We start from the raw sequence: 26,569 nt of genomic DNA, 5'->3' as shown, positions 1-26,569 counted from the left end.
AAATGAAACAAGTGGGCTTTCGTCAAGAAGCAGCTCGCCTTGGCGGAATTGGATCTTGTGGAAGAGAATTGTGTTGTTCTACATGGCTAACTGATTTTAGAAGTGTAAATACATCGGCAGCACGTTACCAACAATTGTCGTTAAATCCTCAAAAATTAGCAGGACAATGTGGTAAGTTAAAATGTTGTTTAAACTATGAATTGGATACCTATCTGGACGCTTTAAAAGATTTTCCAGATTTTGAAACAAAATTACATACCGAAAAAGGAGATGCAATTTGTCAAAAACAAGATATTTTTAAAGGATTAATGTGGTTTGCCTATACCGATAATTTTGCAAATTGGCATGTGTTAAAAATTGAACAAGTAAGGGAAATAGTTGCACAAAATAAAGAGAAAAAACGAGTTTCTTCACTAGAAGATTTTGCTATTGAAATTGTAGTTGAACAAGAGGCAAACTTCAATAACGCTATGGGACAAGAAAGTTTAACGCGTTTCGATCAGCCTAAAAAGAAGAAAAACAACAACAACAATAATAAAAACAAAAATAAAGTTACAACTCAAGGACAAAATTCGAATCCAAATCCGAATCAGGCCCAAAATACTGGTGCAAAAATAAATCCAAACGCTAAGCCTAATCCAAATGCCAAACCCAATCCAAATCAGAATCCTAACCAGAATCCAAATCAAAAGCCTCAAAATAAAAGACCTATAATTATTAAAAAAAATGAAGATAAAAAATAGTATCCTCTTTATTTTAGTTGCTCTTTCAATCATTTCTTGTGATAAAAAAAGAGTTTTTGACGAATATAAAACCGTAGGAAATTCTTGGCATCGCGACAGTATCATAAACTTTAAGTTGCCAAAACTAGATGCTACAAAAAAGTACAATTTATATGTAAATGTTAGAGACAACAACGATTATCCTTTTGATAATTTGTTTCTAATTGTCTCTTTAGAACAACCAAACAAAAAAGTAATTGTAGATACTTTAGAGTATAAGATGGCAAATCCAGACGGAACGTTAATGGGCGATGGGTTTTCAGATATTAAAGAAAGTAAGCTTTTTTATAAAGAAAAAGAGTTTACTATGAAAGGCGAATACAAAGTTCACATTCAGCAAGCAGTTCGTCAAACTGGGAAAGTTGCCGGAATGGAAAATTTAAAAGGAATTACAGAAATAGGTTTTAGAGTAGAAACTTTAGACTAAAAAATTATGGCTCAAAAAAATAGTACTTCAAATAAAGCTCAAGTAAAAGATATAAAATATTATTCTAAGAAATTTTGGAAAGTGTTTTTTTATGGACTTGGTGGTTTTTTATTGTTTTTTCTATTTGCATCATGGGGACTTTTTGGTGCAATGCCTTCATTTGAAGATTTAGAAAATCCAGAATCTAATTTAGCTACAGAAATAATATCATCGGATGGCGTTGTTTTAGGTAAATTTTACAATGAAAATAGAACCGCAATAAAATATAAAGATTTGCCGAAATCACTAGTAGATGCATTAGTGTCAACTGAAGATGAACGTTTTTATGAACATTCAGGAATTGATGGTAAAAGAACTATTGGTGCTGCTGTAAGACTTGGTTCTAATGGTGGAGCAAGTACCATTACTCAACAATTAGCCAAATTATTATTTCACGGTGAAGGTTCTAAATTTCTTCCTTTTAGAATGATTCAAAAAGCAAAAGAATGGATTATTGCAGTACGTCTTGAAAGACAATATACAAAAAATGAAATCATTGCATTATACTTCAATCAAGTAGATTTTGTAAATGGTGCAGTAGGAATTCGCTCTGCTGCTAAAGTATATTTCAACAAAGAACCACGCGATTTGAATGTAGAAGAAAGTGCTCTTTTAGTAGGAATGTTAACCAATCCTTCATTATTCAATCCGGTTCGTCGTCCAGAAAAAGCTATTAAAAGAAGAAACATCGTTCTTGGTCAATTGGTTAGAAACAACCATCTTGAAGAATCGGCCAAAAAAATGCTAGAGAAAAAACCAATCGTCTTGAACTTTCATCCCGAAAGTCATCTTGATGGAACTGCAACTTACTTTAGAGAATACCTTCGCGATTACATGAAAAATTGGGTGAAAGAAAATAAAAAACCTAATGGTGAAGAATATGATATTTATGGTGACGGATTAAAAATCTATACAACTATTGACTCTAAAATTCAAGAACATGCCGAAGAAGCTGTTTTGGCACATATAAAAAACCTACAAGAAGAATTCTGGATTCAGCAAAAAGGCAATAAAACTGCGCCTTTTGTAAACATTACCGAAGCCGAAACAGATAAAATCTTTAAACAAGCTATGAAAAACTCCGAACGATGGAGAATTTTAAAAGCCGATGATAAAACCGATGAAGAAATTATTGCATCATTCAAAGTAAAAACCAAAATGACCATTTTTACATGGAATGGCGAGCGCGATACTACAATGACACCAATGGATTCAATCCGCTATTACAAACATTTTCTTCAAGCTGGTTTAATGTCAATGGAACCTCAAACGGGTCAAGTAAAAGCTTGGGTTGGCGGAATCAATTATAAATATTTCCAATACGATCACGTAGGTCAAGGCGCACGACAAGTAGGTTCAACCTTCAAACCTTTTGTTTATGCCACAGCAATAGACCAATTAGGAATGTCGCCTTGCGATACCATAATTGATGGTCCGTTTATAATTAGAAAAGGTCGCCATCACGTAACCGAAGATTGGGAACCAAGAAATTCTGATCAAAAATACCGCGGAATGGTAACTTTGAAAAAAGCATTAGCCAATTCCATCAATACAATTTCTGCCAAATTAATTGACAAAACTGGTCCAGAAGCCGTTGTAGAACTTACACATAAACTTGGCGTAACTTCCGAAATTCCTGTCCAACCATCCATTGCACTTGGCGCCGTTGATATTACCGTTCAAGATATGGTTGCCGCTTACAGCACATTTGCCAACCAAGGTGTTTACATAAAACCCCAATTTATTTCAAAAATTGAAGATAAAAACGGAGCAGTAATCTATGAACCAGTTCCAGAATCTCACGATGTTTTAAACAAAGACGTAGCTTTTGCAGTAATAAAATTATTAGAAGGAGTAACCGAAGGCGGTTCTGGAGAAAGACTAAGAACAGAAGGTGGCGGAAGTGGCGATAACCGTTGGACAGGATATCCATACATGTTCAAAAACCCAATTGCAGGAAAAACAGGAACAACCCAAAATCAATCCGATGGTTGGTTTATCGGTATGGTTCCCAATCTTGTAACTGGTATTTGGGTAGGATGCGAAGATCGTTCGGCTCGTTTTAAAAGCATTACTTATGGTCAAGGAGCAACAGCCGCACTACCAATTTGGGGATATTTTATGAAAAAATGTTATGAAGATAAAGACCTTCAAATCTCTAAAGAAGAATTTGAAAAACCCGAAAACTTCGCCATAAAAGTAGATTGTTACACTCCACCAAAACGCGTAGTACATGACTCAACAGATGTAGAAGAACAAAATCCAGAAGAATTTGGATTGTAGTTTCTAGAAGCTAATCCTGCTCTACACTATATCTTTCTTGTCTTGAACTTGTTTCAAGATCCTGAAACAAGTTCAAGACAAGAAAGGATGCCGTTCCTATCAGGGCTAAAATAACAGAACGGCTTGGAAACAAAATATAAGTTATAGAAAATCAGTAAAATTCTTAGCTAAGATTATGATTAATAAAAAAGTAAAATCAGTTCAACACGCACTTCAAGGAATTGAAGATAACATGACTATAATGTTAGGTGGTTTTGGACTTTGCGGTATTCCAGAAAACTCAATTGCCGAATTAGTAAAAAAGGAAACAACCAATTTAACGTGCATTTCCAATAATGCTGGCGTAGATGATTTTGGATTGGGTTTATTACTTCAAAAAAAGCAAATCAAAAAAATGATTTCTTCCTACGTTGGAGAAAACGCTGAATTTGAACGTCAAATGCTTTCAGAAGAACTTGATGTTGAACTTACACCACAAGGAACTTTAGCCGAAAAATGTCGTGCAGCGCAAGCAGGAATTCCAGCATTCTTCACACCAGCAGGATTTGGAACTGAAGTAGCAATTGGCAAAGAAACACGCGAATTCAACGGAAAAATGCACATCATGGAGTTAGCATATAAAGCTGATTTTTCTATAGTAAAAGCATGGAAAGGTGACGAAGCTGGAAACCTAATTTTTAAAGGAACCGCAAGAAATTTTAATGCTGTTATGGCTGGCGCTGCAAAAATAAACATCGCCGAAGTTGAAGAATTGCTGCCAGCAGGAAGCTTAAATCCTAACGAAATTCATATTCCTGGAATTATGATTCAAAGGATCTTCCAAGGTGAAAAATTTGAAAAAAGAATTGAGCAACGTACCACTCGCAAAAGAGAATAGCAATGGCATTAGACAAAAACGATATAGCAAAACGAATAGCTAAAGAAGTAAAAGATGGCTATTATGTAAACTTAGGAATTGGTATTCCAACTTTGGTTGCCAATTATGTTCGCACCGATATTTCAGTCGAATTTCAAAGCGAAAATGGTGTACTCGGAATGGGACCATTTCCATTTGAAGGCGAAGAAGATGCTGATATAATCAATGCAGGAAAACAAACCATAACCACTTTACCTGGAGCAAGTTTCTTTGATTCTGCCTTCAGTTTCGGAATGATTCGCTCTCAAAAAGTAGATTTAACCATTCTAGGCGCAATGGAAGTTTCTCAAAACGGAGACATCGCCAACTGGAAAATTCCAGGAAAAATGGTAAAAGGAATGGGCGGCGCAATGGATTTAGTAGCTTCTGCCGAAAATATTATTGTAGCAATGATGCACGTTAACAAAGCTGGCGAAAGTAAAATTCTTAAAACATGTAGCCTACCATTAACAGGCGTAGGATGTGTAAAAAAAGTAGTTACAGAATTAGCTGTCTTAGAAATCACACCACAAGGTTTTAAATTATTAGAACGTGCGCCGGGAGTTTCTGTAGATCACATCATTGCATCAACCGAAGCAACATTAATTATTGAAGGTGAAATTCCAGAAATGGTTATTGATTAGTTTTTATCATTCCAACGAAAGAGGAATATCACCAAGTTATTCAAATTGTGTTATTTTTCCTTCGTTGTAATGACAATTATATTATTTCTTACTTTGCAAATATTCAATAATCACAGGTGATGCGTGAGTAAAACTAGGAAATTGCTCGACAATACTTATAGCTCGTTTTTTATTCAATTTATAAGTCAAATCAAATTCGGTAGTAAACAAAATTGCACTTAAGAAAGGATTATTTATAAACTCTAATAATCTTGGAAAAGCATTTTCTATCGTATGAATTTCAAATAATTCTTCTTGCTGAAATTTAAATTTTAATTCCAATTTTAATACATCCTCATCCTTTATTGGACGAACGTAAATATTCATCAATTCAGTATTTCCGATAGTTTTAGCCAGAGTCAATTTAGCAAAAGTTCCTTCCTCTAGACTAATTTTAACTTTTGTGTAAAATTCAGAAAATGTTTCTTTAAAAGGCATAGTTTTTTGTTTGTGGTTTTATTGTATAAAATGATTTTCTGGTTTAAGATGTTAGTTTAGTAACAAAAAGACCAAAACCAAAAATATCATTTATTATATTATGTGGTAATTGCAGTATTATTGGTTCTCAATTCATATTCAATTTCATTATCTTCTAAAGCAGCTTTTTTTATAAAGTTAAGTCGCTCAAGAAGTTTAATTGCTTTGTCATTTTTCTGGTTTGTAATTGCTAAAATGCGTTTTAGTCCAATAGTGTTTAGTCCAAATTCGATTGCTAGTAACATCGCACAACTCATGTAACCTTTTCCTCTATATTGAGGCAATAAAATACAGCCAAGTTCACCTTCTGCTTTATCGAGTCCTCTATAATAGCCACAAGTTCCTACAATTTTATTAGTCTGTTTGTCTATAATACACCAATGAATAGAGTTGCCATCAACATAATCTTTATCAATTTTTGCTTGCATTTCTGCTGCATTCTTAACCGATGTGGCTTTAATAGCATTATAAAATGAAATTGCTACAAGCGCTTCAATATCAGTTTCAGTAACATCTCTTAAAGAAATTTTTTCATCTTTAAGAGTTGGAAAAGTAGTGTATGGCGGAAGATTCATTTTGTTTAATGCTTTCTCTTTTACAATTGCATTTAAAGTACAACCTCAATTTTATAAATTAGCAAAGAAATCATTTCCTTTATCATCTGTAATAATAAACGCTGGAAAATCTTTTACCGTAATTTTTCTTACAGCTTCCATTCCAAGTTCTTCGAAATCTACAACTTCAACTTTTAAAATATTATCTTGAGCTAAAATTGCTGCTGGTCCACCAATCGAGCCTAAATAGAATCCGCCATATTTCTTGCACGCTTCCATCACTTCTTTGGTTCTATTTCCTTTGGCAAGCATAATCATACTTCCACCAGCTTTTTGAAATTCCTCTACATAAACATCCATTCGTCCTGCAGTTGTTGGCCCGAAACTTCCTGATGGCATTCCGTCTGGAGTTTTTGCTGGTCCGGCGTAATACACAGGATGGTTTTTGAAATACTCTGGCATTGGTTTTCCTGCATCTAACATTTCTTTAATTTTTGCATGAGCAATATCACGAGCCACAATTAAAGTTCCGTTTAATTTTAATCGGGTTTTAATTGGATATTTAGATAACTCAGCCAAAATTTCTGCCATTGGACGATTTAAATCTACATCAACTGCTGCTTCCAAATGTGGCGGAACGGCAGGTAAAAATTGCTGTGGATTTACTTCCAATTGTTCTAAGAAAACTCCGTCTTTAGTTATTTTTCCTTTGATATTTCTATCGGCAGAACATGAAACTCCTAATCCAACAGGACAAGAGGCAGCATGACGTGGCAAACGAATGACACGAACATCATGCGCAAAATATTTTCCTCCAAATTGTGCTCCAATAGCGCTTTCTTGACAATATAATAATACTTTTTTCTCCCATTCTAAATCACGAAATGCTTGACCAGACATATTTCCTGTTGTTGGAAGATGGTCAAAATATCCTGCCGATGCTTTTTTTACCGCCGATAAATTAGCTTCAGCAGAAGTTCCGCCAATTACCAAAGCTAAATGGTAGGGCGGACAAGCAGAAGTTCCTAAATCTTTAATTTTATCGCGAACAAATTCTTCCATTGATTTGTCATTCAACAACGATTTTGTTTTTTGATATAAGAATGTTTTGTTCGCAGAACCGCCACCTTTTGTTAAAAATAAAAACTCATAAGAAGCTCCTTTTTTAGCATAAATATCAATTTGAGCTGGCAAATTCGAACCTGAATTTTTCTCTTCAAACATCGAAATCGGTACAATTTGTGAGTAACGAAGATTCTTATTTTGAAACGTATTGAAAATTCCTTTCGACAACCATTCGGCATCATCAACTCCTGTAAAAACACTTTCGCCTTTCTTTGCCATTACAATTGCAGTTCCTGTATCTTGACAAGATGGCAACTGACCTTCAACGGCTACAGATGCATTTTGTAATAAATTATAAGCTACAAACCGATCATTATCGGTCGCTTCTGGATCGGTTAAAATGTTATTTAGCTTTTGTAAATGTGCTGTTCGTAACATAAATGAAACGTCGTTCATGGCTTCTTGTGCCATTAATTCTAATGCTTTTGGATCAACAGTTAGAATTTCTCTATCGCCAAATTGCTCAACTTTTACGAAGTCAGAAGTAAGTTTCTTGTATTGTGTATCGTCTTTTAATATCGGATACGGATCTTGATATATAAAGTCCATTTTGAAATGTTTTTGAAGTGTAAAGTTACGGAAAGTTGGTGGATTGAAGAAAATTAAGTTGTAGAATAAAGTGCAAAAAAACAAAAACAAGAAATACAAAGCCTATCCAAAAATTATCTTTTTGAATAACTTCATCAAATGATTTTGTTCCTAAATTAATTATTCAAATCAAGACATTATCAACAAAATGACAAACTAGATGGAAGAAATCGTACATATTACTATTTTACAAAAAACCAACTAGCCACAAAAATCGCAGTAATAACACAAATCAAATCTACTAAAAGCATCGTTCCAAGTGTGTATCGAGTGTTTTTAATTTTTACAGAGCCAAAATAAACCGCAATTACATAAAACGTAGTTTCGGCACTGCATTGAAAAATAGAACTCAATCTTCCAGTAAGTGAATCTACTCCATAAGTATTCATAGAGTCAATCATAAAACCTCGTGAACCACTTGAACTAAATGGGCGAAGCATGGCAACTGGAAGTGAATCTGTAATCTCTTTACTTACTCCAATATTTGAAAAAGCAAACGAAATTCCATTACTCATAATTTCAAACAAACCGCTGTTTCTAAAGAAAGAAATGGCAACCAACATTCCCATTACATAAGGAAAAATAGTAACACCTGTTGTTAAACCATTTCTAGCTCCATTTACAAAAGTGTCGAAAATTGTGGTATTTTTTTCTATAAATTTCTTTTCATAAATAAATGAAAATACCAAAGTAAATCCAATGATTAAGATTAACATAAGTCCTGATAGATTGGATGTAAAAAAGTTTTTACCAATTAAATCTAAGGTATTGATATAAAATAATAAACCAACTATAGCAGATACAATGGTCATTAATGCAACTAATAAAGTAGCGCTTTTGAAGTTAATTTTTTGTCGAATTCCCACAATAATCATTGCTGCAATGGTTCCAATGAATGATGTGATAATACAAGGAAGCATTACATCGGCAGGGTTTGCAGCATTTGCAGCAGCACGATAACCAATAATAGATGTTGGAATTAAAGTTAATCCTGCGGCATGAAGACACATAAACATGATTTGTGCATCACTAGCTTTATCTTTTTCTGGATTTAATTCTTGCAAACTCTCCATGGCTTTTAATCCAAATGGTGTTGCAGCTGAATCTAATCCTAGAAAATTGGCTGCAAAATTTAATGTCATGTAGGAAATAGACTCATGATTTTTAGGAACCGATGGAAAAATTTGAGAAAAAACAGGACTTAATTTTCGAGCCAATTTTTCTGAAGCTCCAGAAATAATTAGCAATTCCATCAATCCGCAAAAGAAGGCCAAATACGCCATTAATGGTAAAACAATATCAAATAAACTGACTTTACAGGTTGGTAATAACCCATCACTTTTTTGTTTACCGCTAAAGATTTTTACCGTTTTGCTAGAGTAAACATAGGTAGTATCAAGATTTAAAGTATCGCGATTGATAACCATTGTCTTATTGGGCGCCTTTTCAATACTATCTTTTATAAAAATTGGTAAATCTTGAATATATTTTTCAGAAATAAGAATTGGGTCGTCTTTTTTTCCGTTTAAAACAAAGTCAATGGTATAGCTATTTCCTGTAAATAAACTTATAATTACAAAAGTTATTGATGAAATAAAAATAGCGAGCCAAAATCTACTTAATACCATGATTTGTTTTTTTTCGTAAATATAATGTATATTGAAATTGTAATGAAATATTTTTAAGTAGTAACGTTATTTAGCTTAAATTTTAATAGCATCCTTACTATAGTTCTTAAACAATTAGTAACATCAGATAGAATATTTGTTAAAATTTTAAAATATTAAATTGTGATGTATATATTTGTTTACAAAAAAAAGAAAAACCACAAACTAAATGAAAAATAAATACCTATTATCTCTCTTATTCTTTCTGTTTTGCCTATTTGTACAAAGCCAATCTCCTAGCGATGTAAAGCAAATAATTGCAAATTATGATTTAGCAAAATTAAAAGAGAAAGAAATTTTTTACAGAAAAAAAGCAGAGAATGAAAAAACTAAAGCTATTGCTGTTGCTAAAATAAATAATTGGCCAATAGTTGTTGAAAATGAAGATGGATCTAAGTCGGAATTAATGCGATTAACAGATGATGGATATCCTATTTATTATACTACAGATAATGCAAATGCTGCAATCTCTACTAGAACAAATTTTTTAAATACTGGTGGCGCACTTGGACTAAATCTTGATGGACAAGGAATGACTGTTAGGGTTTGGGATGGCGATGCCGTTAGAACTACGCACAACGCATTTGGCGGAAGAGTTACAGTTATTGATGATCCAACAGGAACTTTAAGCAGTCATTCAACACACGTTACTGGTACAATGGTTGCTGCGTCTCCAGCAAATATTAAAGGTATGGCATCGCAAGCTACTGCAAGAACTTTCAACTGGACAGACGACGAATCTGAAGCGTTATCAGAAATTCAATTGGGAATGTTAGTTTCCAATCACTCTTATGGTGTGCCAATAACTGGAACAAACGGACCATTGGCAGCTTGGATTATTGGTGCCTACACCTACAATTCTTTCTCTTGGGATGAAATAGCCTATCTTTCACCATATTATTTACAAGTAGCTTCTGCAGGAAATGACGGACAGAGTAATGCTAATGCTGAACCTTTAGCCGCTGGTTTTGATAAACTAACAACAAATAAAACAAGTAAAAATAATTTAGTTGTAGCAAATGCTCAAGATGCTATAATTGGAGCTAATGGAGTTTTAACTAGTGTAAGTATAAACTCTTCTAGTAGTCAAGGTCCAACAGATGATTATAGAATAAAACCAGACATTACAGGAAATGGAACAAATGTAACCTCTACAAATAGTACAAGTAATACATCTACTATTTCATATACTGGAACTTCAATGTCGTCTCCTAATGTTGCTGGAACATTAATTTTGTTGCAACAACATTATAAAAATATAACAAATAGTTTTATGCGATCTGCAACATTAAAAGGAATTGCTTGTCATACTGCCGACGATGCAGGAGAGATTGGTCCAGATCCTGTTTTTGGTTGGGGATTACTTAACGCAAAAAGCGCTGCTCAAGCAATTTCTAATAATGGATTGAGTTCTTGGGTTTCAGAAGAAAATTTAAGTCAGGGACAAACATTTACTATGAATGTAAACTCTAATGGAACTACACCTTTAATTGCATCAATAACTTGGACAGATGTTCCAGGAACTCCATATGGTGGCGATCTTGCCAATGAAGGATCAAGAGCGTTGGTTAACGATTTAGATATAAGAATTACAAAAAACACAACTACTTTTTTTCCTTGGAAACTTCAGTTTGATCCAAACAGTCCTGCAGTTAGAACTGGAGATAACAATGTAGATAACGTTGAGCAAGTTAAAATTGATAGTCCTACTTCTGGAAATTATACAATAACAGTTACTCACAAAGGAGTATTGGTTAATAATAATCAAAATTATTCTTTAGTGATAACAGGAATTAATTCAGCATTTGCAATTAATTCAACTTCTGCAAATTTGGAAGTTTGTTCTAGTCAAAATGCAGTTTATACATTCAATTATAAACAAACAGGAACTGCTACAACTACATTTTCTGCTACAGGATTACCATCTGGTGCGGTAGCAACTTTTACTCCAGTATCATTAAATGCGAACGGAAATGTTACAATGACATTATCAGGATTGTCTAATATTGTTCCTGGAGAATATTTTGTAGGAATAACTGGAAACAATGGGTCGGAGACAGAAACTAGAATGAAATCATTGAAAGTTTACAATGGTACTTTTCAAAATGTAGTATTAACAAATCCTAGTAATGGACAATCTGGTCTTTCAACTTCTGCAATATTAAAATGGAACAATCAATTTAATGCAGAGTCGTATGATATTCAAGTAGCAACATCTACTTCTTTTGCAAATCCACTAGTTGCGACAAATGTTACTACTAATCAATATTTTGTAAACGGATTAAGTCAAGCAACACGTTACTATTGGAGAGTTACTCCAACTAACAGATGTGGCAATGGAAATTCTGCTTCTTCAACTATATTTTCATTCGATACTGGAACACTAGCTTGCGATCAATCATTTGCTGCTCAAGATTACTCTAATGCAACAATTGCTTCTGTAGCAAACTCAGGAGCAAGTGTGCCTTTAACCATAACTGGAGGTTATACAATTGGCGATATAAATGTTAATTTAAATATTACCCATACATATGTTCAAGACATGACAATCTCATTAGTCGGTCCAGCTTCAATAGGCAGTCCAGTAATTAGACTTTTTCAAGAAGCATGTGGCGATAATGACAATATTGCTTGTATACTAGATGATTCTGGAATTGCTCCTGCTTGTTCAGGAAATCCTTCAATTTCTGGAAGTATTGCTCCGTTAGATAGTTTGAGCTCTTTAAATGCTTTGCCTGCCGATGGTGAATGGACTCTTATAGTAGATGACCCATACAATGGTGATGGTGGTATTGTTAATTTATTTAGCATAGATTTATGTAGAGTAATTCCTGCTTTATCTGTTTCACAAAATGCCTTGTTAGAGACTAGTATTTACCCTAATCCAACTAAAGGATTGGTTTCTATTACAATTCCTAATATTTCTGAAAAATCAACAATAGCTCTTTTTGATCTTCAAGGAAGACAAATTCTAACAAAAGAGACTTCCGAAGTTAATTCTAGTTTTAATATAGAAAATCTTCAAGACGGAATATATCTAGTTACAATAGAAAATACTTTGGGGTCAATTACCAAAAAAATAATATTGAGACGTTAAATATATAATGGTCTGTAAAAAAAAGGGTGTCAAATTAGTAGTTTGACACCCTTTTTTTATACATGAGTTATTTCATCTTCTATTAATAAATCCTCTTTTCTAAATCGAAGAAAAACTTGCGCTACTGCTATCACATCTTTTTCACAATAAGTTACAATTCTATCAATATCTTTTTCAACATAGAAAACGTGACCAACCTGACTTCCATCAATATCACCTTTAGGAGAAGGAATTCCAAGAATCTTTGTAAGTAATTTTAAAGATGTAAAATGTTTATAATCGCCAAACTTCCATAATTCCAAAGTGTCTAGGTGAGCAATCTCCCATGGTTTTTTTCCAAAAAGGTTTAATTTCGCAGGAATAGAAATTTGATTTATAATCATTCGTCTGGCTAGAAATGGTATGTCAAATTCTTTAGCATTATGACCACATAAAATATTTTGAGAATTATTAAAATGGTTATTGAGTAAATTATTAAATTCCAATAATAATTTTTTCTCTTCACCAAAAAAAGAAGTTACTCTAAAGTTGCGAATGTCTTCTTTTGTGATAAAATAGCCAACAGATATACATACAATTTTTCCAAACTCTGCCCATATTCCTGCTCTATCATAAAACTCCATAGGTGTAAATTCTTCTTTCCTTTGGTATTGCGTTTTTTGTTCCCAAAGATTTTTCATTTCTTCGTCTAGAGAATTGAAGTTTTCTTCCTCTGGAACGGTTTCTATATCAAGAAATAGTATGTTATCTAGGCGGATTTTTTCTATCATAATTTAGATTTTTAGACTCATTAGAGGTTAAGACTTTCTACAAATCTAATAAATCTAATGTTCTATGTAGACTAAAATTAAAACAAACTTTGCTGATTTGTTGGGTTTTCATGTTCTAATAACCACTTTTTACGCCACAACCCGCCAGCATAACCTGTGAGTGAGCCATCTGTTCCTATAACACGATGGCACGGAACAACTATCCAAAGTGGATTTTTGCCATTAGCCGATGCCGCTGCTCGAATAACTTTATAATCGCCAAGTTTTTTAGCCAAGTCTAAATATGAAATAGTTTTGCCAAAAGGAATAGTTCTTAATTCTTGCCATACGCGGAGTTGAAATTCTGTGCCTTTCGGGTTTAATTTAAAGCTAAAATCATTTCTTTTTCCAGAAAAATATTCTTGTAATTGTGAAACAGCATTTTGTAATTCATCAGGAATTGTTGCCGACGGTTCTCCTTCTGATAAAATAGAAATTATAGAAATACCACTTATATCACCAACAATTTTAGTAATTCCTAAAGGAGAATTTATATAGACAATGTGTGATTTTTCCATTTTTTTAAAACCATAAGAGTATAATAAATGAAAGTCAAATTTTGATTGTGCAGCTCTTAGCTCAAAATCTTTTTTTTTGACGCAATATTTAGAACGGTCAAAAAAATGGCTCGCTTTATAAAAGTGAGCCATTGACTATTTATTTGTTCATTAAAATTGCAGCCTCTTTTGCAAAATAGGTAGAAATTAAATTTGCACCTGCACGTTTTATACACATCAATTGTTCCATCATTATTTTGTCATGGTCAAGCCATCCTCTTTCTGAAGCTGCTTTTACCATAGCATATTCTCCAGAAACTTGAAAAACTGCAACAGGAACATTTACTGCATTTTTTACTTCACGAACTATATCTAGATATGCAATTCCGGGCTTTACCATAACAATATCAGCACCTTCTTCTACATCATCTAATGCTTCTTTAATTGCTTCAATACGATTGGCATAGTCCATCTGGTATGTTTTTTTATCTTTAGGAACATCTTGTAAATCTACTGGCGCACTATCAAGTGCATCTCTAAAAGGTCCGTAGAAAGAGGAAGCATATTTTGCAGAATAACTCATTATGCCAACATTATGATGTCCATTTTGCTCAAGTGCTCTTCGTATTGCTAAAACTCTACCGTCCATCATATCGCTTGGAGCTACGAAATCGGCTCCAGCATCTGCATGACTTAAACTCATTAATGTTAAAGCATCGTTTGTTGCATCGTTTACAATTTGTCCTTTATGAATAATTCCGTCGTGGCCATATATTGAGTACGGATCTAAGGCTACATCGGGCATAATTATCATACCTGGAACTGCATCTTTGATAGCACGAATGCTTTTTTGCATCAATCCATCTTTATTCCATGCTTCTTTTCCTGTATTGTCTTTTAAACTATCAGAAACTTTAACATATATATTTATGGCTTTAATTCCTATGCTCCAAAGTTCTTTAACCTCTTTTATTGTTAAATCTAATGATCTACGATAAATTCCAGGCATAGAAGGTATCTCTGCAATAAAATTACTGCCTTCTGCTATAAACATTGGAAACATAAAATCGCTAGTACTTAATGATGTTTCACGAACTATCGAACGAATACTTTCGTTGGTGCGCAATCTTCTATTTCTGCTTAGTGGGAACATAATTATTCTTCTTAACAGAATTCTGCGTAAGCATCTTTCAAGTTTTCGGCAATCATTTCGGCAGGACGACCTTCTATGTGGTGACGTTCTAACATGTGAACCAATTCGCCATTTTTAAATAAAGCCATACTTGGTGATGATGGAGGAAAAGGAAACATTTCTTCTCTAGCAGCATCAACTGCATCTTTGTCGACTCCGGCAAAAACCGTTATCAAATGATCTGGTTTTTTTGCTCCGTCCAAACTCATTTTTGCTCCTGGGCGAGCATTTCTTGCAGCGCATCCACAAACTGAATTCACAACTACTAGTGTCGTCCCTTCTGCTTTAATAGCATTTTTTACATCTTCTGCATTATATAAATCTTGAAAACCAGCGTCAGAAAGTTCTGCTCTCATTGGTTTTACCATTTCTTCTGGATACATAATTATTTATGATTTAAGATTAACGATTTTTGAATTATTTTAAGCATCAAAAATCTACCGCAAAGATAATGAGAATTAATTTTTTTATTGAGATTAGAGTATAAAGTTTTGTTATAGTTTGATAGAAAATTAAAACTAGAAAACTCTTCCAAATAAAGCTCTAACAAACAAACCTTTTGGGCATTTCCAAATCACTTGTAAATCTTCCCAAAACGATGTTTCTTCATCAAGAAATTTGAAAATTAAAGTTGGATTTCCTTTTTTGAATAAAGCAGAAAATACTTTAGAACCCAAATCATTTCGTCGATACAAAACATCTAAAAATAATAAATCATAAAACCAAAATTTATCCGTTTTATGAAATTTTCTTAAATCTGTCACACTGAGCGCAGTCGAAGTGTCTTTTTCTAAAAACTGAATTAATGCTTTCGATATTTTAGTTGTATTTTTAAATGTATAACCTGTACTTGCTTTTGTCCAACCGCCAACAGAACCAATATTTAGGATATTTTTGGTGTTGTGTTTCCAAAAATTATACGATGTCATTGGGATATTTCCTTGCTCTTTCTCGATGATTTCGTATTCTGAAATCCCTAATCTTTTGATGTAAATCTGAATTTCATTTTCATATTCTTCTTTAGAAAGTAAGTCTTTGGAAAACAAAGTATATTCCAATAATGCTTCGGTTGAAGAAGTAGGAAGAACATACATAAAACGAGTATTTCCTCTTTGTTCAACAGAGAAATCCATGAAAGTGGCTGTGTTTTTATCAAAAATTGCTTCTTTCGATTTTATAAACCAACCAATAAAATGTTGTTGCAATAATGGATATTTCGATTGGTTTTTTACCAAATCTGGGTTGTAAATAGAATTAAAAATCTTGTTGCAAGTATAATTTTCTGAACTAGTTTTAACAATACATTCATTTCCCAAATCTTCAAATTCTAAAACTTTTTGATTGACAAAATGAATATTTTTTTGCTTTGAAATTAAATCGAAAACCAAATTATAAAAATCCAATCCGCGAACCATTTTATATTGATAGGGTTTCAAATCTAAATTCCTTTGAAAGTTTTCATCTGCAAAAAGCGCAACATCCCAATTTTTAGAAACTATTTCGTCAAAAAGCGCAGCATTATCCCAAAAACACCAAGTTCTATCGTTGCTTTTCTTAGGATTTTCATCCAATAACAAAATTGTTTTATCATCAAATTTTCCTGATAAAATCATTTCATAAACGGTCATCAAAGCCGATAATCCCGAACCTGTAAAAATGTAATCGTAATGTTTCATGTGTTATATTCTAAACGAAAATCCAAAAGCGAAATAGTGTTTTGGCGCATTGTTTGTAATTCCAATACTTGAAGACAAATCTAACATAAAATTGTTGTTTATCAAATAGGTAATTCCGCCATCAAGATTGTGATTTGCCTTATCTATTTGAGGTAAAAACCCAAACAATTCAATATACGAACCCAATTTTTCGGTAATAGAATATCCAGTCGTTAGCGTGTAAACAAAAGTTGGTTCTGCCGAAAAACCGTCCCATTCTGCACCAAGATTATATCCTAAATTTAACTTGTCAGATAAAGTATGTTGCATGGTAAATCGAAATTCTGGCGCAAAATAATCAATTTTATAATAGGTTGATGCTGCATTTGGCAAACCAATATGCGCAATAAAAGAAGTTTTAGGGACGATGCCTTTTTCTTCTGCTAATTTTACTTTGAAACCAATAAATATCGGAGTCAATCCATTGAATTTTTTATTGTTTATTTCTTCCAGTAGAAATTCGGTTATTAATCGCAATTCAAAATTGTCATTTACACCATATTTCCACAACGTTGATGGCAAACTAAAAGTAGCACTATGCCGCATCATTTTTCTGAAAAGTTAATCCACTTTCCACCTGAAACATTCCTTTTGGAACTATTGCTGGAGTTTCAGTTTGGTCTGGTCTATCAGCTTCAATTGGTTCTGTGGTTTGAGAATAAATTGAAGTTGAGACGAATACTAACAAAGATAAAATTTTTGTTTTCATAAAATAATTTTTAGACAAAACTAAAAATTATTTTATAATAAATCGAAATAATTATTATATTTGTCAAAATATTGATTCAAAATGACCATTTCAGAAGAAAATTATATCAAAGTTATTTATCATTTATCATTGGTTTCTCCAAAAGGCGTAAACACAAACGCCATTGCTGGAATGTTAGATACAAAAGCATCTTCAGTAACGGATATGTTAAAGAAATTATCTGAAAAAGAGTTGGTTTCTTATCAAAAATACCAAGGTGTAACATTAACCGAAAAAGGATTACTTTCTGCCAAAATGATTGTAAGAAAACACCGTTTGTGGGAAGTTTTTCTGGTAGATAAATTAAATTTTTCATGGGATGAAGTGCACGAAATTGCGGAAGAATTAGAGCATATAAAATCGGAAAAATTAATCAATAAATTGGACGAATTTCTAGGTTTTCCTACATTTGATCCGCACGGTGATCCAATTCCGAATGCCAAAGGTGAATTGGTTAAAATCGATAAATTTTTATTATCCGAAGCAACTTTAAATACTGATTTTGTGTGCGTTGGAGTAAAAAATTCGTCGGTAGAATTTCTGCAATATTTAGACAAACAAAACATCTCTTTAGGTTCGACGATAAAAGTCATTTCTTGCGAAGAATTTGATTCGTCGTTAACCATAATTTTGAATTCAAATACCATTTCAATTTCCAATAAAATAGCAGAAAATTTATTTATAAAAGCACAATAAATTATGGGTAAATCATTAGAAGAAGTTCACGAAAGTATAACAACACAAGGAAAAACGACTAAATTCAGAAAGATTCTAGCTTTTTTTGGTCCAGCCTATTTAATTTCTGTTGGCTATATGGATCCTGGAAATTGGGCAACTGATTTGGCTGGCGGAAGTCAGTTTGGCTATTCGCTACTTTGGGTTTTGTTGATGAGTAACTTGATGGCGTTGCTTTTGCAAAGTTTGAGTGCGCGATTAGGAATTGTTACGCAACGAGATTTGGCGCAAGCTTCTCGCGAAACGTATTCGCCATTTATCAATTATATGCTTTATTTTTTAGCAGAAATTGCTATCGCCGCTTGCGATTTGGCAGAAGTTCTCGGAATGGCAATTGGATTGAATTTATTGTTCGATATTTCCTTAATTCAAGGTGTGATGATTACGGTTTTAGATACTTTTTTATTACTGTTTTTAATCAATAAAGGCATGCGAAAAATGGAAGCGTTTATCATTGCATTAGTTGCAATTATTGGTTTTTCATTTGTATTTGAAATGATTTTTGCACAACCCGAAATGGGAAAAGTATTGACAGGATTAATTCCAACTTTACCTTCGCAAGCTGCATTATACATAGCAATCGGAATTATTGGAGCAACGGTAATGCCACACAATTTGTATCTTCATTCGTCGTTGGTGCAAACCCGAAAATTTGATAGAAGTAAAGCTGGAATCAAGCAAGCATTGAAATATAATTTAATTGATTCGACCATTGCATTGAACCTTGCTTTTTTTGTAAATGCAGCGATTTTGATTTTGGCAGCAGCCACATTTTACAAAGCTGGATTGTTTCAAGTTGCCGAAATTCAGGATGCCTACAAGTTACTTTCGCCAATGTTGGGCAACAAATGGGCGCCAATTTTATTTGCAGTTGCCTTGATTGCAGCTGGACAAAGTTCTACAATTACAGGAACTTTGGCTGGACAAATTATAATGGAAGGTTATCTAAATTTACGAATTCAGCCTTGGGTTAGACGAATTATTACTCGATTAATTGCAATAGTTCCAGCTGTGATTGTGATTTCGGTTTTTGGCGAAGGCGTAACCGGAAAAATGCTGATTTTTAGTCAGGTAATTTTGAGTTTGCAGTTGGGATTTGCCATAATTCCGTTGATACATTTTGTTTCGGATAAATCTAAAATGAGAGGTTTTGAAATTAGTAAACTTACACAAATTGCTTCTTGGATTGTAGCTTTAATTATAGTTTCGTTGAACGCCAAATTGGTTTTTGACGAAATAAATGGTTGGTTACAAACATCAGATAATCCAATTGTTCTTTGGTTGACCGTTGTTCCGCTGGCATTTGGATTTTTGATTTTGCTACTTTATATTGTTTTGCGACCATTTATCACCAAAGCCAATCATGAAATTGCAAGTCATTTGCCTCATAATTTTGAATTGAATTTTAATAAAGTTGCCACTTATAATAAAAAGAATATTGCAATTTCTGTAGATTTTTCGGATGCCGATCAAATTGCTATAAACTCTGCATTTGAATTGGGTGGAAAGGAAGCAAATTATACATTAATTCATGTTGTAGAAACGATTGGTGCTATTTTTTATGGCGAAAATATTGAAGATCACGAAACCACAATAGACGAAAAATTATTGTTAGAATACAAAGAAATTTTAACCGAAAAAGGATTTACAATTGCAACCCAACTCGGATTTGGAAAACCAAACAAAGCCATTCCGAAAATTGTAAACGAAGGCAATTTTGATATTTTAGTAATGGGAACCCATGGGCACACTGGATTTAAAGATATTTTATTTGGAACAACAGTGGATAAATTGCGACATAAAATTTCGATACCTTTGTTTATCGTTAAAAATTAAATTTATGAAAAAGCTATTTTTATACTTGACAATTTTATGTTGTATTTCGTGTTTTGCGCAATCGGAAATTAAAATTACAACCAAAAAATGTATTTCTAAAAAAGGATATTATTTGCAATTAGCGAATGTTTTTGATGATTCACGTTGTCCTGAAAATGTTCAGTGTATTTGGGCAGGTGAGGTTTCGGTTACAGTAAATGTATACAAAGACAAGAAATTTATTGAAGAAAAAACGTTGACTTTTAATTCTAAAAATCGTGAGGAAAACAACTTGTGGTTTTCTAAATATTATTCTGGTCAAATTAAATCTATTGGAGTGTTGCCATACCCAAAAGAAGGTGTTGTTATCAGACCTAAAAAGCTGTTTTTGAGGATTGTTTTTGTTGAGTAATTAAATCAAAACCCGCTCAATAACCCAATACAAAGCCACGCAACCAACTGCACTTGATATGGGATAAACAATGCGTTCTTTGTACCAAATCTTGTCCGAAAACCATTTGCTTATCAGGAAATAAGCGGTAAGAATAATAGTAATTTGTCCCAATTCTACACCAATATTAAAAGAAAGTAACGAAGTATAAAATTGTGCTTTTGGGATTCCAATTTCTTTTAAAGCTGTGGCAAATCCCAATCCGTGAATTAATCCAAAAATAAAAATAAGTAGATAACGAATTTTACTTTTTTCGGTAAAAAAAATATTTTCAATTGCCGTGTAAAGTATTGTCAATGCTATTAATGGCTCAATAATTTTAGAATTATAAATCACAATTCCAGAAGCCGATAATCCTAATGCCAAACTGTGTGCAATGGTAAAGATTGTGCATTGCAGCAAAACCGTTTTTAGTTTGGAACTGTAAAAAAACAAACATAAAATAAATAGAATATGGTCAAAACCCATCGGAATTACGTGCGTAAAACCGAGTTGTAAATAGTTTGTTATATTTTCCAAAAGGCAGATTTATTGCTTTATTAATTTGATTTTAAAAGTCGTTTCGCCATTAATTTCCAGAAAATAAATGCCTTTTTGCAATCCAGAAAAATCTTGGTTCTCGATACTTTTTCCAGTAAATATTTTTTGACCAATCTCATTATACAATTGATACGTTTCATTTCCAGAAGTATTTTCAATCGTTATTTTTGATGAAAATGGATTGGGATAAACGTTGTTTTTTAGGTTTTAAATCTAAACTATTCAAAGCCAATGTTGCAGGATTTCCTCGAACGCAAAGCACATAATTACTGTTGGTTTTGGTGTCGTAAGTTGTAATCCCGAATTGGGTATTCCAGTACCAAGATTTTGTTGTTTGATTGGGCAAACTTGTTGAACTCCAATAATTATGAACTCCAATTGTTGGAAAAAAAGTCGTATTTGCTGATGGATTTGTAACGCTTTCGTCATTGAGCGATTGCAATTCTTTGATGTTGGGCAAACGCCAATCGGTTGCACTTGCCAACGAAAGATTTTCGGCGTATGCCAAAGCATTTTCCCAAGTTAAAACAGCAATATTTGGAGCTTTTTGCCAAATTAATTGCGTCAAATTATCGGTAATTGTTCCGTTGCCGTTATCTGTAAAATGATTGGGAATTGTTGTTGGAATTGAATTATTCCGAACCACACGAACGTGAAATTTCTTAATTCCGCCAGCGCTAATTGTTTCCGATTTTGGATGATTTCCTATTCCGCCACCAGCATTGGTGCACCAAACTTTGGTATTATCGCCAGTTTGATACGTGTTTGTCCACCAATATTCTGCTGTACTTGCCGTGAAAAAAGTAGTGTTCATCGCTGGATTATTATTCTGATGATTCAAAATACTAAAACTCTCCATTGGACTCGGCAATCTCCAATCTGAAAATCCTCCAAGCACTAAATTATCAGCATAAATAAAAGCATTTTCTATGGTCATTTCGCCGCCATCAACTTGTTGCCACATCAATCCTGTAACAGTATCGGTAATAGTTCCGTTGCTATTATTGGTAAACGATGGAGCGTTGATTGTGTAGTCATTATCTTCACCAAAAGTGCTTGTGTAACTTATATTTTGACCCGAATCTGGAAGCAAATTCATCGTTTTGGTAACGCTTTGCGCAAATGAAAAAGTAGTTATTAGAATAAAAATTATTGATTTTTTCATCTTTATTTTACGATCAATTTTTTGGTTACAACCGAATTTGAAAACTGAATTTTTACAAAATAAGTCCCTTTTGATAGTTGTTTGATGTCTAAAGTGGGAACGAATTTTGGCGTTTTAGAAACCAAACTTCCTTTTAAATCATAAACCGTAATAGCTTGAACATCATTTTCTAAAAATGGATTTCCTAAATGGATTTGTAAAATATCGGTGGCTGGATTTGGTGAAATAGTAATGTTTTTTTCGACAGCAATATAATAAGCCGAACCTAAATTGGGAACGGTACATTGCGCTGAACCATTATAATTCGTTGATGTTATTCCTGTTGGCGTTACATATTGAAAAGTATAAAGTCCTGCTGTTGTTGCCGTGTAATTGGTTGCATAACCCGAAACGCCGTTTAAGGAATACAAAGTATTGTACCCATTATTTGCATTTGCCACGCAAGAAGTAATTAACGCACCGTTTAAAGGTGTCCAATTTTCAGTTCGTACAGGATTTCCTTGTGGTTGCGGAACAATTTGTAAAGTCGCATCTTCGGTAACTTGACCCACCATATTTCCAATCATATAAGGCGCAGTTGCTGTTCCGTGATAGTGATAAACGCCGTTAAAATAATGACCGTGATTGGCGTCAAGTGTCGCCATTGTTGCTCCAGTTGGTTCTAAAGTTCCGTAAACGGCATAACCGTCAAGACCAAAAGCAATGGGTAAATCGTAAGTGGTTTGTCCTAAAGTTATCAAATGCAAAGGAGCCGTATGGTAGTGATAATCGTCGCCACGACCACAATGTCCGCCATAATTATCGAGTTGTCCGTCAAGGAACGAATCTACACCGGTATTGGTATGGTAATTAAAAATTGGAACACCATTTGCTGCCATCGCAATCGCACCTTTTGTAAAATGCGTTGCCGAAACTGGAACTGGAGTTGTTGCCAAAACTGGATTCAACGGAATTGTCCAATGACTGGTATTGATGTAGCATTTAGAAATGGGAACTTGCTGTTGCCAACCGTGATTGGAAATCCCAACCATCATGGTGTGATTGGCTATTCCTGTTGAGTTTACATAAAAATAATTGGCGTCATAAGTGGTGCTAACTGTTGATGCAAATGGAGCAAATGCCGATGCTACAAATAGTGGATCTGTGGTTGAAAGTGTTTTTTTAGCAAAACTAAATAACGTCATTATCGCTCCGCAAAAAACAATTGGTACTAAATATTTTCTTTTATTTTTATCGGAATATTTGAATAGTAAAAATGTAAATAATAAAAGTGCTAAACCAATAAACAACATTTTATAATATACTATTGTTTGATTTTCAACGCTGTTTTGATTTGAAAAAGCGGTGTTAATGGCTTCTATTTTGGATTCTCGTTGCAAAGTATATTGTTGATCTTCTTTGGATAAGTCAGTTAATGCAAAATTGATAATGTTGTTATTCGCATCTTCAATATATACTTTTCCGTTTTTTAGCATGGAGAAGGAACCATCTATAAATTTATTTTCTTTTTGGATGTTCCAATGTCTTAAAACTTGATTTTCGTAGTTGATGGTGTGTGCAAAAATGGTGTTGCAACATAGAAACAATAGAAATAATTGTAGGTTTTTCATGGTTTTGGGGTTTTATTTTTTTGCCACAGATTTAACGGATTGGGCAGATTTTCACAGATTTTTTCAATTATTGTTTGCGGGTTAATTAATCCATTTTGGCAACTTCGCCACGATAGAAAATACGGCAACCTACGGATTTTGTGTTTGGATTGCTTACGGTTTTGTTTTGCAGTAACTCGTCAACTGCGGTTTCTAGATAATTGTTGGCTCTTGTTGGTTCGAGTGCGCTGTCGTCTATCGAGCCTTCGTATTTTATGATCCATTTTCCGGTGTTGTTTTTCCAGATTACGAAGGATTGTGGCGTGTGTGTTGCTCCAAATTGTTTGGCTACTATTTGAGATTTATCTTGTAAATACGGAAAAAGTAGTTTTTCTTTTGCTACTTTTTTCTGCATTAACTTGAAGTTTTCTTCTTTGTAAGCGACCGTATCCATTGCGTTTATTGCCATTAGATACACTTCTTTGGATTTATATTTATCGTATAATTTGTTCAAACGTTCGGAATATAATTTTGCCATTGGACATTTGTTGCACGTAAAAACAATTATAAATCCTTTGGCGTTTTTATATTTTTCTAATGAAATGACTTTGTTATCGGTGCTTTTTAAACTGAAATTTTTGATGTTTTTTTCAGTTATTATTTCTCTGAATGAAAAGCTCGATGCCAAAAACAGAATTACTAAAAGTGTTGTTATTTTTTTCATTTTTCTAGTTTTACGTGATGCGTTAAGGATGGCAGTGGAAATCCTTTTTTGTTTTAAAGAAATTCCCTCGACTGCGCTCGGGATGACAAAACAAAAAAGATTGGAACGTACAGCCTGACCCAGTCTCGTTTTTTTAACGAGACTGGGTAACGCCCAAATTATTTACAACTTAATAAACTTTTTGGTAGTGATGCTTTTGGTTTTTTCGTCGGTTAATTTTAAAATGTAAGTTCCTGTTGCTAATGAGGTTACGTCGATTCCGTTTTGCCATTCGGGTTTTGGCAGCATCATGGCTACGCGACCTTCGAGTGTTGTTATGGTGATATAATAAATTTCGTTTTCTAAATTTTCTAGATTGATAAACAATTTGTCAGCGACTGGATTCGGGTATAATTTGAATGCGGTTGGTGCTACATTTTCATAAGTTGCAAGTGAAGAATTTACAGTAAATTGTCCCATCATTCCTTCGTCTTCGTGGGTTAAAGCGTGGCAATGGTACATGTAAGGCCAAGTAGAATCGGCATAATCGTCGAATTTTGCTATAAAAGTTACTGTGCCACCAATGGGCAACCAAACGGAATCTTTCCAGCCTTGTTCGTAACTTCTAACGGTTGTTCCGATGTTTCCGCCAGAGCGTGAAATGATTTTGAAAAACACATCGTGCAAGTGAAAAGTGTGTCCGAAAATGTTATTGTTTACGATTGTCCATTGCTCTATTGCGTTTAGATTTATGGTTTTTGGAGCCATTGTTGTGCTGTATAACGAACCGTCGAGCGTGAATGCGCTTCCACCATTTCCGCCACCAATATTTATGGTTCGAGAGTTGGTAACATTGGCTGTTGTCCAATAGGTTTGGCTGACTAATGTTGTTGGAATTGAAGTAATTGGAGTAACCGAAGTTGTTGCAGCAGCGATTTTTATGTTCATTAAATTGTAGGTCGAATTGTTGAGTAATCCGCCATTTATTGGGCCGTTATTTCCTGTTGGTGTAGAAGAATTTCCTTCTAATCCTGGCCATCCAAAAGTGTTTGTGCCTGTTCCTGTTAAAAGTTGAATTTCGGCTGTTGTGTTGTAGGCTTTCAAGAAAAGTGTTTCGGAACCAACAACATCGTTTGTTAAATTGACCAAAATTTCGTAGCGTTCGCCAGTTTGAACCGCCAATCGTGTTACTGCAACTGGCGCTGTTAGCAATCCGCCGTCGTTTCCAATTACATAAAAAGTTCGGTTATCGCTGAAACCAATATTTAATCCGCGTTGTATTTCTGCATTTAGAATTCGCAAACGAACAACTTGTTTTGGCAATGTTGCTTGCGGATTTAGAGTTCCATTTATCATCGAATAATCGCCATAATTATCAATAACTTGAGTTGCCATGGCATTGCTTGTTGATAAAAATCTACGGCTAGAAATGGCTAGTGGAATATCGTCCGTGCCATACGTTCTTGGTAATGGCAACAAGGCTTCGGTGGCGTCTTTTACAATTACAAAACCTCCAATTCCTTTGGTTACATGCGCTTGCGTAGTGGTGTGCAAATGCGGATGATACCATAAAGTTGCGGCTTGATTTTTCACTGTCCAATAAGGTTGCCAAAGTGTTCCTGCAGGAATTATTTGGTGTGGTCCACCGTCCATAATGGCTGGTAAATGCATTCCGTGCCAATGAATTGTGGTGCTTTCGTTGAGATTATTGGTGACATTCATGTGAACGATATCATCTTTATTAACGATTAAAGTTGGTCCCCAAAAGTTATTGGTCGTTGCTGGATCTACATTTATCGCACCAGTTACAGTAGCTTGACCGGTTCTAAATTGTTTTACATTATCATCAATATTTAATGTAAATGTTTTTCCGCCAGAGCTAGAAACTCCATAATAAGCTTCGGGAATATTTAGCGCATTGTATTGCGAAAATCCACTATTTGCAAGCAATAATAAACTAAAAATTAAGAGTAGGTTAAAGTTTTTTTTCATT

26 protein-coding genes are annotated in these 26,569 nt (G+C 33.8%); 9 read left to right on the top strand and 17 right to left on the bottom strand.

Annotated features, from left to right (window positions below; genetic code table 11):
- The 5 genes from ACH2CG_RS02580 to ACH2CG_RS02560 all read left to right on the top strand — a co-directional run.
- Window positions 1-743, top strand: a 743-nt coding sequence (locus tag ACH2CG_RS02580) for a stage 0 sporulation family protein (RefSeq protein WP_395061897.1), incomplete at its 5' end; no start/stop codon positions are given.
- The gene (locus tag ACH2CG_RS02575; protein WP_395061896.1) at window positions 727-1,209 is read left to right on the top strand and encodes a gliding motility lipoprotein GldH; all 483 of its coding nucleotides are present in this window, start codon (window positions 727-729) and stop codon (window positions 1,207-1,209) included. The genes ACH2CG_RS02580 and ACH2CG_RS02575, both read left to right, overlap by 17 nt.
- A gap of 6 nt (window positions 1,210-1,215) precedes the next feature.
- On the top strand, window positions 1,216-3,531 hold the full coding sequence (locus ACH2CG_RS02570) for a penicillin-binding protein 1A (RefSeq protein WP_395061894.1): 2,316 nt from the start codon (window positions 1,216-1,218) through the stop codon (window positions 3,529-3,531).
- Window positions 3,532-3,706: 175 nt separating this feature from the next.
- A complete protein-coding gene (locus tag ACH2CG_RS02565; protein ID WP_395061892.1) occupies window positions 3,707-4,408 on the top strand; it encodes a CoA transferase subunit A in 702 nt (233 codons plus the stop codon).
- Window positions 4,409-4,410: 2 nt separating this feature from the next.
- Window positions 4,411-5,070 (top strand): 3-oxoacid CoA-transferase subunit B, encoded by a 660-nt coding sequence (locus ACH2CG_RS02560; RefSeq protein WP_395061890.1) that lies wholly within the window; start codon window positions 4,411-4,413, stop codon window positions 5,068-5,070.
- An 81-nt stretch (window positions 5,071-5,151) separates the two neighbouring features.
- Here ACH2CG_RS02560 and ACH2CG_RS02555 read toward each other — a convergent pair whose 3' ends face one another.
- The 4 genes from ACH2CG_RS02555 to ACH2CG_RS02540 form a co-directional block, all read right to left on the bottom strand.
- Window positions 5,152-5,547, bottom strand: coding sequence for a hypothetical protein (locus ACH2CG_RS02555; RefSeq protein ID WP_395061888.1), 396 nt, complete (start codon window positions 5,545-5,547; stop codon window positions 5,152-5,154).
- Window positions 5,548-5,645: 98 nt separating this feature from the next.
- Window positions 5,646-6,161 carry a GNAT family N-acetyltransferase gene (locus tag ACH2CG_RS02550; protein WP_395061886.1) on the bottom strand — a complete coding sequence of 172 codons (516 nt, stop codon included), beginning with the start codon at window positions 6,159-6,161 and terminating at the stop codon, window positions 5,646-5,648.
- Window positions 6,162-6,212: 51 nt separating this feature from the next.
- Entirely contained in the window at window positions 6,213-7,814 is a 1,602-nt protein-coding gene (locus tag ACH2CG_RS02545; protein WP_395061884.1) for a fumarate hydratase, read from the bottom strand.
- A 221-nt stretch (window positions 7,815-8,035) separates the two neighbouring features.
- Entirely contained in the window at window positions 8,036-9,481 is a 1,446-nt protein-coding gene (locus tag ACH2CG_RS02540; protein ID WP_395061882.1) for a nucleoside recognition domain-containing protein, read from the bottom strand.
- Between the two features lie 208 nt (window positions 9,482-9,689).
- On the opposite strand from ACH2CG_RS02540, the gene ACH2CG_RS02535 reads away from it, so the two are divergent.
- Window positions 9,690-12,617 carry a S8 family serine peptidase gene (locus tag ACH2CG_RS02535; protein ID WP_395061880.1) on the top strand — a complete coding sequence of 976 codons (2,928 nt, stop codon included), beginning with the start codon at window positions 9,690-9,692 and terminating at the stop codon, window positions 12,615-12,617.
- 56 nt (window positions 12,618-12,673) lie between these two features.
- Here the strand turns inward: ACH2CG_RS02535 and ACH2CG_RS02530 are convergent, their stop codons facing one another.
- The 7 genes from ACH2CG_RS02530 to ACH2CG_RS02500 form a co-directional block, all read right to left on the bottom strand.
- The gene (locus tag ACH2CG_RS02530; protein ID WP_395061878.1) at window positions 12,674-13,387 is read right to left on the bottom strand and encodes a 3'-5' exonuclease; all 714 of its coding nucleotides are present in this window, start codon (window positions 13,385-13,387) and stop codon (window positions 12,674-12,676) included.
- 77 nt (window positions 13,388-13,464) lie between these two features.
- Window positions 13,465-13,944, bottom strand: a complete 480-nt coding sequence (locus ACH2CG_RS02525) for a methylated-DNA--[protein]-cysteine S-methyltransferase (RefSeq protein ID WP_395061876.1) — start codon at window positions 13,942-13,944, stop codon at window positions 13,465-13,467.
- A gap of 139 nt (window positions 13,945-14,083) precedes the next feature.
- Complete coding sequence (gene hemB / locus ACH2CG_RS02520) at window positions 14,084-15,076, bottom strand: porphobilinogen synthase (protein WP_395061874.1); 993 nt, start codon at window positions 15,074-15,076, stop codon at window positions 14,084-14,086.
- Between the two features lie 11 nt (window positions 15,077-15,087).
- Window positions 15,088-15,498 (bottom strand): BrxA/BrxB family bacilliredoxin, encoded by a 411-nt coding sequence (locus tag ACH2CG_RS02515; RefSeq protein ID WP_395061872.1) that lies wholly within the window; start codon window positions 15,496-15,498, stop codon window positions 15,088-15,090.
- A gap of 135 nt (window positions 15,499-15,633) precedes the next feature.
- Complete coding sequence (locus ACH2CG_RS02510; RefSeq protein ID WP_395061870.1) at window positions 15,634-16,791, bottom strand: lycopene cyclase family protein; 1,158 nt, start codon at window positions 16,789-16,791, stop codon at window positions 15,634-15,636.
- 3 nt (window positions 16,792-16,794) lie between these two features.
- Window positions 16,795-17,379: a transporter gene (locus ACH2CG_RS02505; protein ID WP_395061868.1), complete on the bottom strand. Its 585-nt coding sequence runs from the start codon at window positions 17,377-17,379 to the stop codon at window positions 16,795-16,797.
- Window positions 17,366-17,539 carry a hypothetical protein gene (locus tag ACH2CG_RS02500; RefSeq protein ID WP_395061866.1) on the bottom strand — a complete coding sequence of 58 codons (174 nt, stop codon included), beginning with the start codon at window positions 17,537-17,539 and terminating at the stop codon, window positions 17,366-17,368. The genes ACH2CG_RS02505 and ACH2CG_RS02500 overlap by 14 nt, the downstream gene beginning before the upstream one ends.
- Before the next feature lie 81 nt (window positions 17,540-17,620).
- Between ACH2CG_RS02500 and ACH2CG_RS02495 the strand changes: the two genes are divergently transcribed.
- The 3 genes from ACH2CG_RS02495 to ACH2CG_RS02485 are packed head-to-tail and all read left to right on the top strand — an operon-like array spanning window position 17,621 to window position 20,540.
- Window positions 17,621-18,274, top strand: a complete 654-nt coding sequence (locus ACH2CG_RS02495; RefSeq protein ID WP_395061864.1) for a metal-dependent transcriptional regulator — start codon at window positions 17,621-17,623, stop codon at window positions 18,272-18,274.
- A gap of 3 nt (window positions 18,275-18,277) precedes the next feature.
- A complete protein-coding gene (locus ACH2CG_RS02490) occupies window positions 18,278-20,149 on the top strand; it encodes an Nramp family divalent metal transporter (RefSeq protein ID WP_395061862.1) in 1,872 nt (623 codons plus the stop codon).
- 4 nt (window positions 20,150-20,153) lie between these two features.
- Window positions 20,154-20,540, top strand: coding sequence for a hypothetical protein (locus ACH2CG_RS02485; protein WP_395061860.1), 387 nt, complete (start codon window positions 20,154-20,156; stop codon window positions 20,538-20,540).
- Here ACH2CG_RS02485 and ACH2CG_RS02480 read toward each other — a convergent pair whose 3' ends face one another.
- The 6 genes from ACH2CG_RS02480 to ACH2CG_RS02455 all read right to left on the bottom strand — a co-directional run bounded on the left by ACH2CG_RS02480 (window position 20,541) and on the right by ACH2CG_RS02455 (window position 26,568).
- Window positions 20,541-21,098: a HupE/UreJ family protein gene (locus tag ACH2CG_RS02480; protein ID WP_395061858.1), complete on the bottom strand. Its 558-nt coding sequence runs from the start codon at window positions 21,096-21,098 to the stop codon at window positions 20,541-20,543.
- Window positions 21,099-21,107: 9 nt separating this feature from the next.
- The gene (locus tag ACH2CG_RS02475) at window positions 21,108-21,278 is read right to left on the bottom strand and encodes a T9SS type A sorting domain-containing protein (protein ID WP_395061901.1); all 171 of its coding nucleotides are present in this window, start codon (window positions 21,276-21,278) and stop codon (window positions 21,108-21,110) included.
- Window positions 21,274-22,284 (bottom strand): DUF1566 domain-containing protein, encoded by a 1,011-nt coding sequence (locus tag ACH2CG_RS02470; RefSeq protein WP_395061856.1) that lies wholly within the window; start codon window positions 22,282-22,284, stop codon window positions 21,274-21,276. Before ACH2CG_RS02470 ends, ACH2CG_RS02475 begins: the two co-directional genes overlap by 5 nt.
- A gap of 2 nt (window positions 22,285-22,286) precedes the next feature.
- Window positions 22,287-23,894: a T9SS type A sorting domain-containing protein gene (locus ACH2CG_RS02465; protein ID WP_395061854.1), complete on the bottom strand. Its 1,608-nt coding sequence runs from the start codon at window positions 23,892-23,894 to the stop codon at window positions 22,287-22,289.
- 85 nt (window positions 23,895-23,979) lie between these two features.
- The gene (locus ACH2CG_RS02460; protein WP_395061852.1) at window positions 23,980-24,597 is read right to left on the bottom strand and encodes a thioredoxin family protein; all 618 of its coding nucleotides are present in this window, start codon (window positions 24,595-24,597) and stop codon (window positions 23,980-23,982) included.
- Between the two features lie 162 nt (window positions 24,598-24,759).
- Window positions 24,760-26,568, bottom strand: a complete 1,809-nt coding sequence (locus ACH2CG_RS02455) for a multicopper oxidase domain-containing protein (RefSeq protein ID WP_395061850.1) — start codon at window positions 26,566-26,568, stop codon at window positions 24,760-24,762.
- Window position 26,569: the final 1 nt, after the last annotated feature.

The organism is Flavobacterium sp., from assembly GCF_043778725.1.
GTDB lineage: Bacteria > Bacteroidota > Bacteroidia > Flavobacteriales > Flavobacteriaceae > Flavobacterium.
This window is presented reverse-complemented; position numbering and strand designations above follow the sequence as displayed.

Excerpts from the sequence above, each read along its gene's own strand:
- hemB (WP_395061874.1), bottom strand. The coding sequence starts at position 15,076 with ATGTTCCCACTAAGCAGAAATAGAAGATTGCGCACCAACGAAAGTATT.
- ACH2CG_RS02555 (WP_395061888.1), bottom strand. The coding sequence starts at position 5,547 with ATGCCTTTTAAAGAAACATTTTCTGAATTTTACACAAAAGTTAAAATT.
- ACH2CG_RS02545 (WP_395061884.1), bottom strand. The coding sequence starts at position 7,814 with ATGGACTTTATATATCAAGATCCGTATCCGATATTAAAAGACGATACA.
- ACH2CG_RS02575 (WP_395061896.1), top strand. The coding sequence starts at position 727 with ATGAAGATAAAAAATAGTATCCTCTTTATTTTAGTTGCTCTTTCAATC.
- ACH2CG_RS02490 (WP_395061862.1), top strand. The coding sequence starts at position 18,278 with ATGGGTAAATCATTAGAAGAAGTTCACGAAAGTATAACAACACAAGGA.
- ACH2CG_RS02465 (WP_395061854.1), bottom strand. The coding sequence starts at position 23,894 with ATGAAAAACCTACAATTATTTCTATTGTTTCTATGTTGCAACACCATT.
- ACH2CG_RS02565 (WP_395061892.1), top strand. The coding sequence starts at position 3,707 with ATGATTAATAAAAAAGTAAAATCAGTTCAACACGCACTTCAAGGAATT.
- ACH2CG_RS02530 (WP_395061878.1), bottom strand. The coding sequence starts at position 13,387 with ATGATAGAAAAAATCCGCCTAGATAACATACTATTTCTTGATATAGAA.
- ACH2CG_RS02505 (WP_395061868.1), bottom strand. The coding sequence starts at position 17,379 with ATGATGCGGCATAGTGCTACTTTTAGTTTGCCATCAACGTTGTGGAAA.
- ACH2CG_RS02515 (WP_395061872.1), bottom strand. The coding sequence starts at position 15,498 with ATGTATCCAGAAGAAATGGTAAAACCAATGAGAGCAGAACTTTCTGAC.
- ACH2CG_RS02560 (WP_395061890.1), top strand. The coding sequence starts at position 4,411 with ATGGCATTAGACAAAAACGATATAGCAAAACGAATAGCTAAAGAAGTA.
- ACH2CG_RS02510 (WP_395061870.1), bottom strand. The coding sequence starts at position 16,791 with ATGAAACATTACGATTACATTTTTACAGGTTCGGGATTATCGGCTTTG.
- ACH2CG_RS02495 (WP_395061864.1), top strand. The coding sequence starts at position 17,621 with ATGACCATTTCAGAAGAAAATTATATCAAAGTTATTTATCATTTATCA.
- ACH2CG_RS02535 (WP_395061880.1), top strand. The coding sequence starts at position 9,690 with ATGAAAAATAAATACCTATTATCTCTCTTATTCTTTCTGTTTTGCCTA.
- ACH2CG_RS02500 (WP_395061866.1), bottom strand. The coding sequence starts at position 17,539 with ATGAAAACAAAAATTTTATCTTTGTTAGTATTCGTCTCAACTTCAATT.
- ACH2CG_RS02455 (WP_395061850.1), bottom strand. The coding sequence starts at position 26,568 with ATGAAAAAAAACTTTAACCTACTCTTAATTTTTAGTTTATTATTGCTT.
- ACH2CG_RS02460 (WP_395061852.1), bottom strand. The coding sequence starts at position 24,597 with ATGAAAAAAATAACAACACTTTTAGTAATTCTGTTTTTGGCATCGAGC.
- ACH2CG_RS02570 (WP_395061894.1), top strand. The coding sequence starts at position 1,216 with ATGGCTCAAAAAAATAGTACTTCAAATAAAGCTCAAGTAAAAGATATA.
- ACH2CG_RS02540 (WP_395061882.1), bottom strand. The coding sequence starts at position 9,481 with ATGGTATTAAGTAGATTTTGGCTCGCTATTTTTATTTCATCAATAACT.
- ACH2CG_RS02525 (WP_395061876.1), bottom strand. The coding sequence starts at position 13,944 with ATGGAAAAATCACACATTGTCTATATAAATTCTCCTTTAGGAATTACT.
- ACH2CG_RS02485 (WP_395061860.1), top strand. The coding sequence starts at position 20,154 with ATGAAAAAGCTATTTTTATACTTGACAATTTTATGTTGTATTTCGTGT.
- ACH2CG_RS02550 (WP_395061886.1), bottom strand. The coding sequence starts at position 6,161 with ATGAATCTTCCGCCATACACTACTTTTCCAACTCTTAAAGATGAAAAA.
- ACH2CG_RS02470 (WP_395061856.1), bottom strand. The coding sequence starts at position 22,284 with ATGAAAAAATCAATAATTTTTATTCTAATAACTACTTTTTCATTTGCG.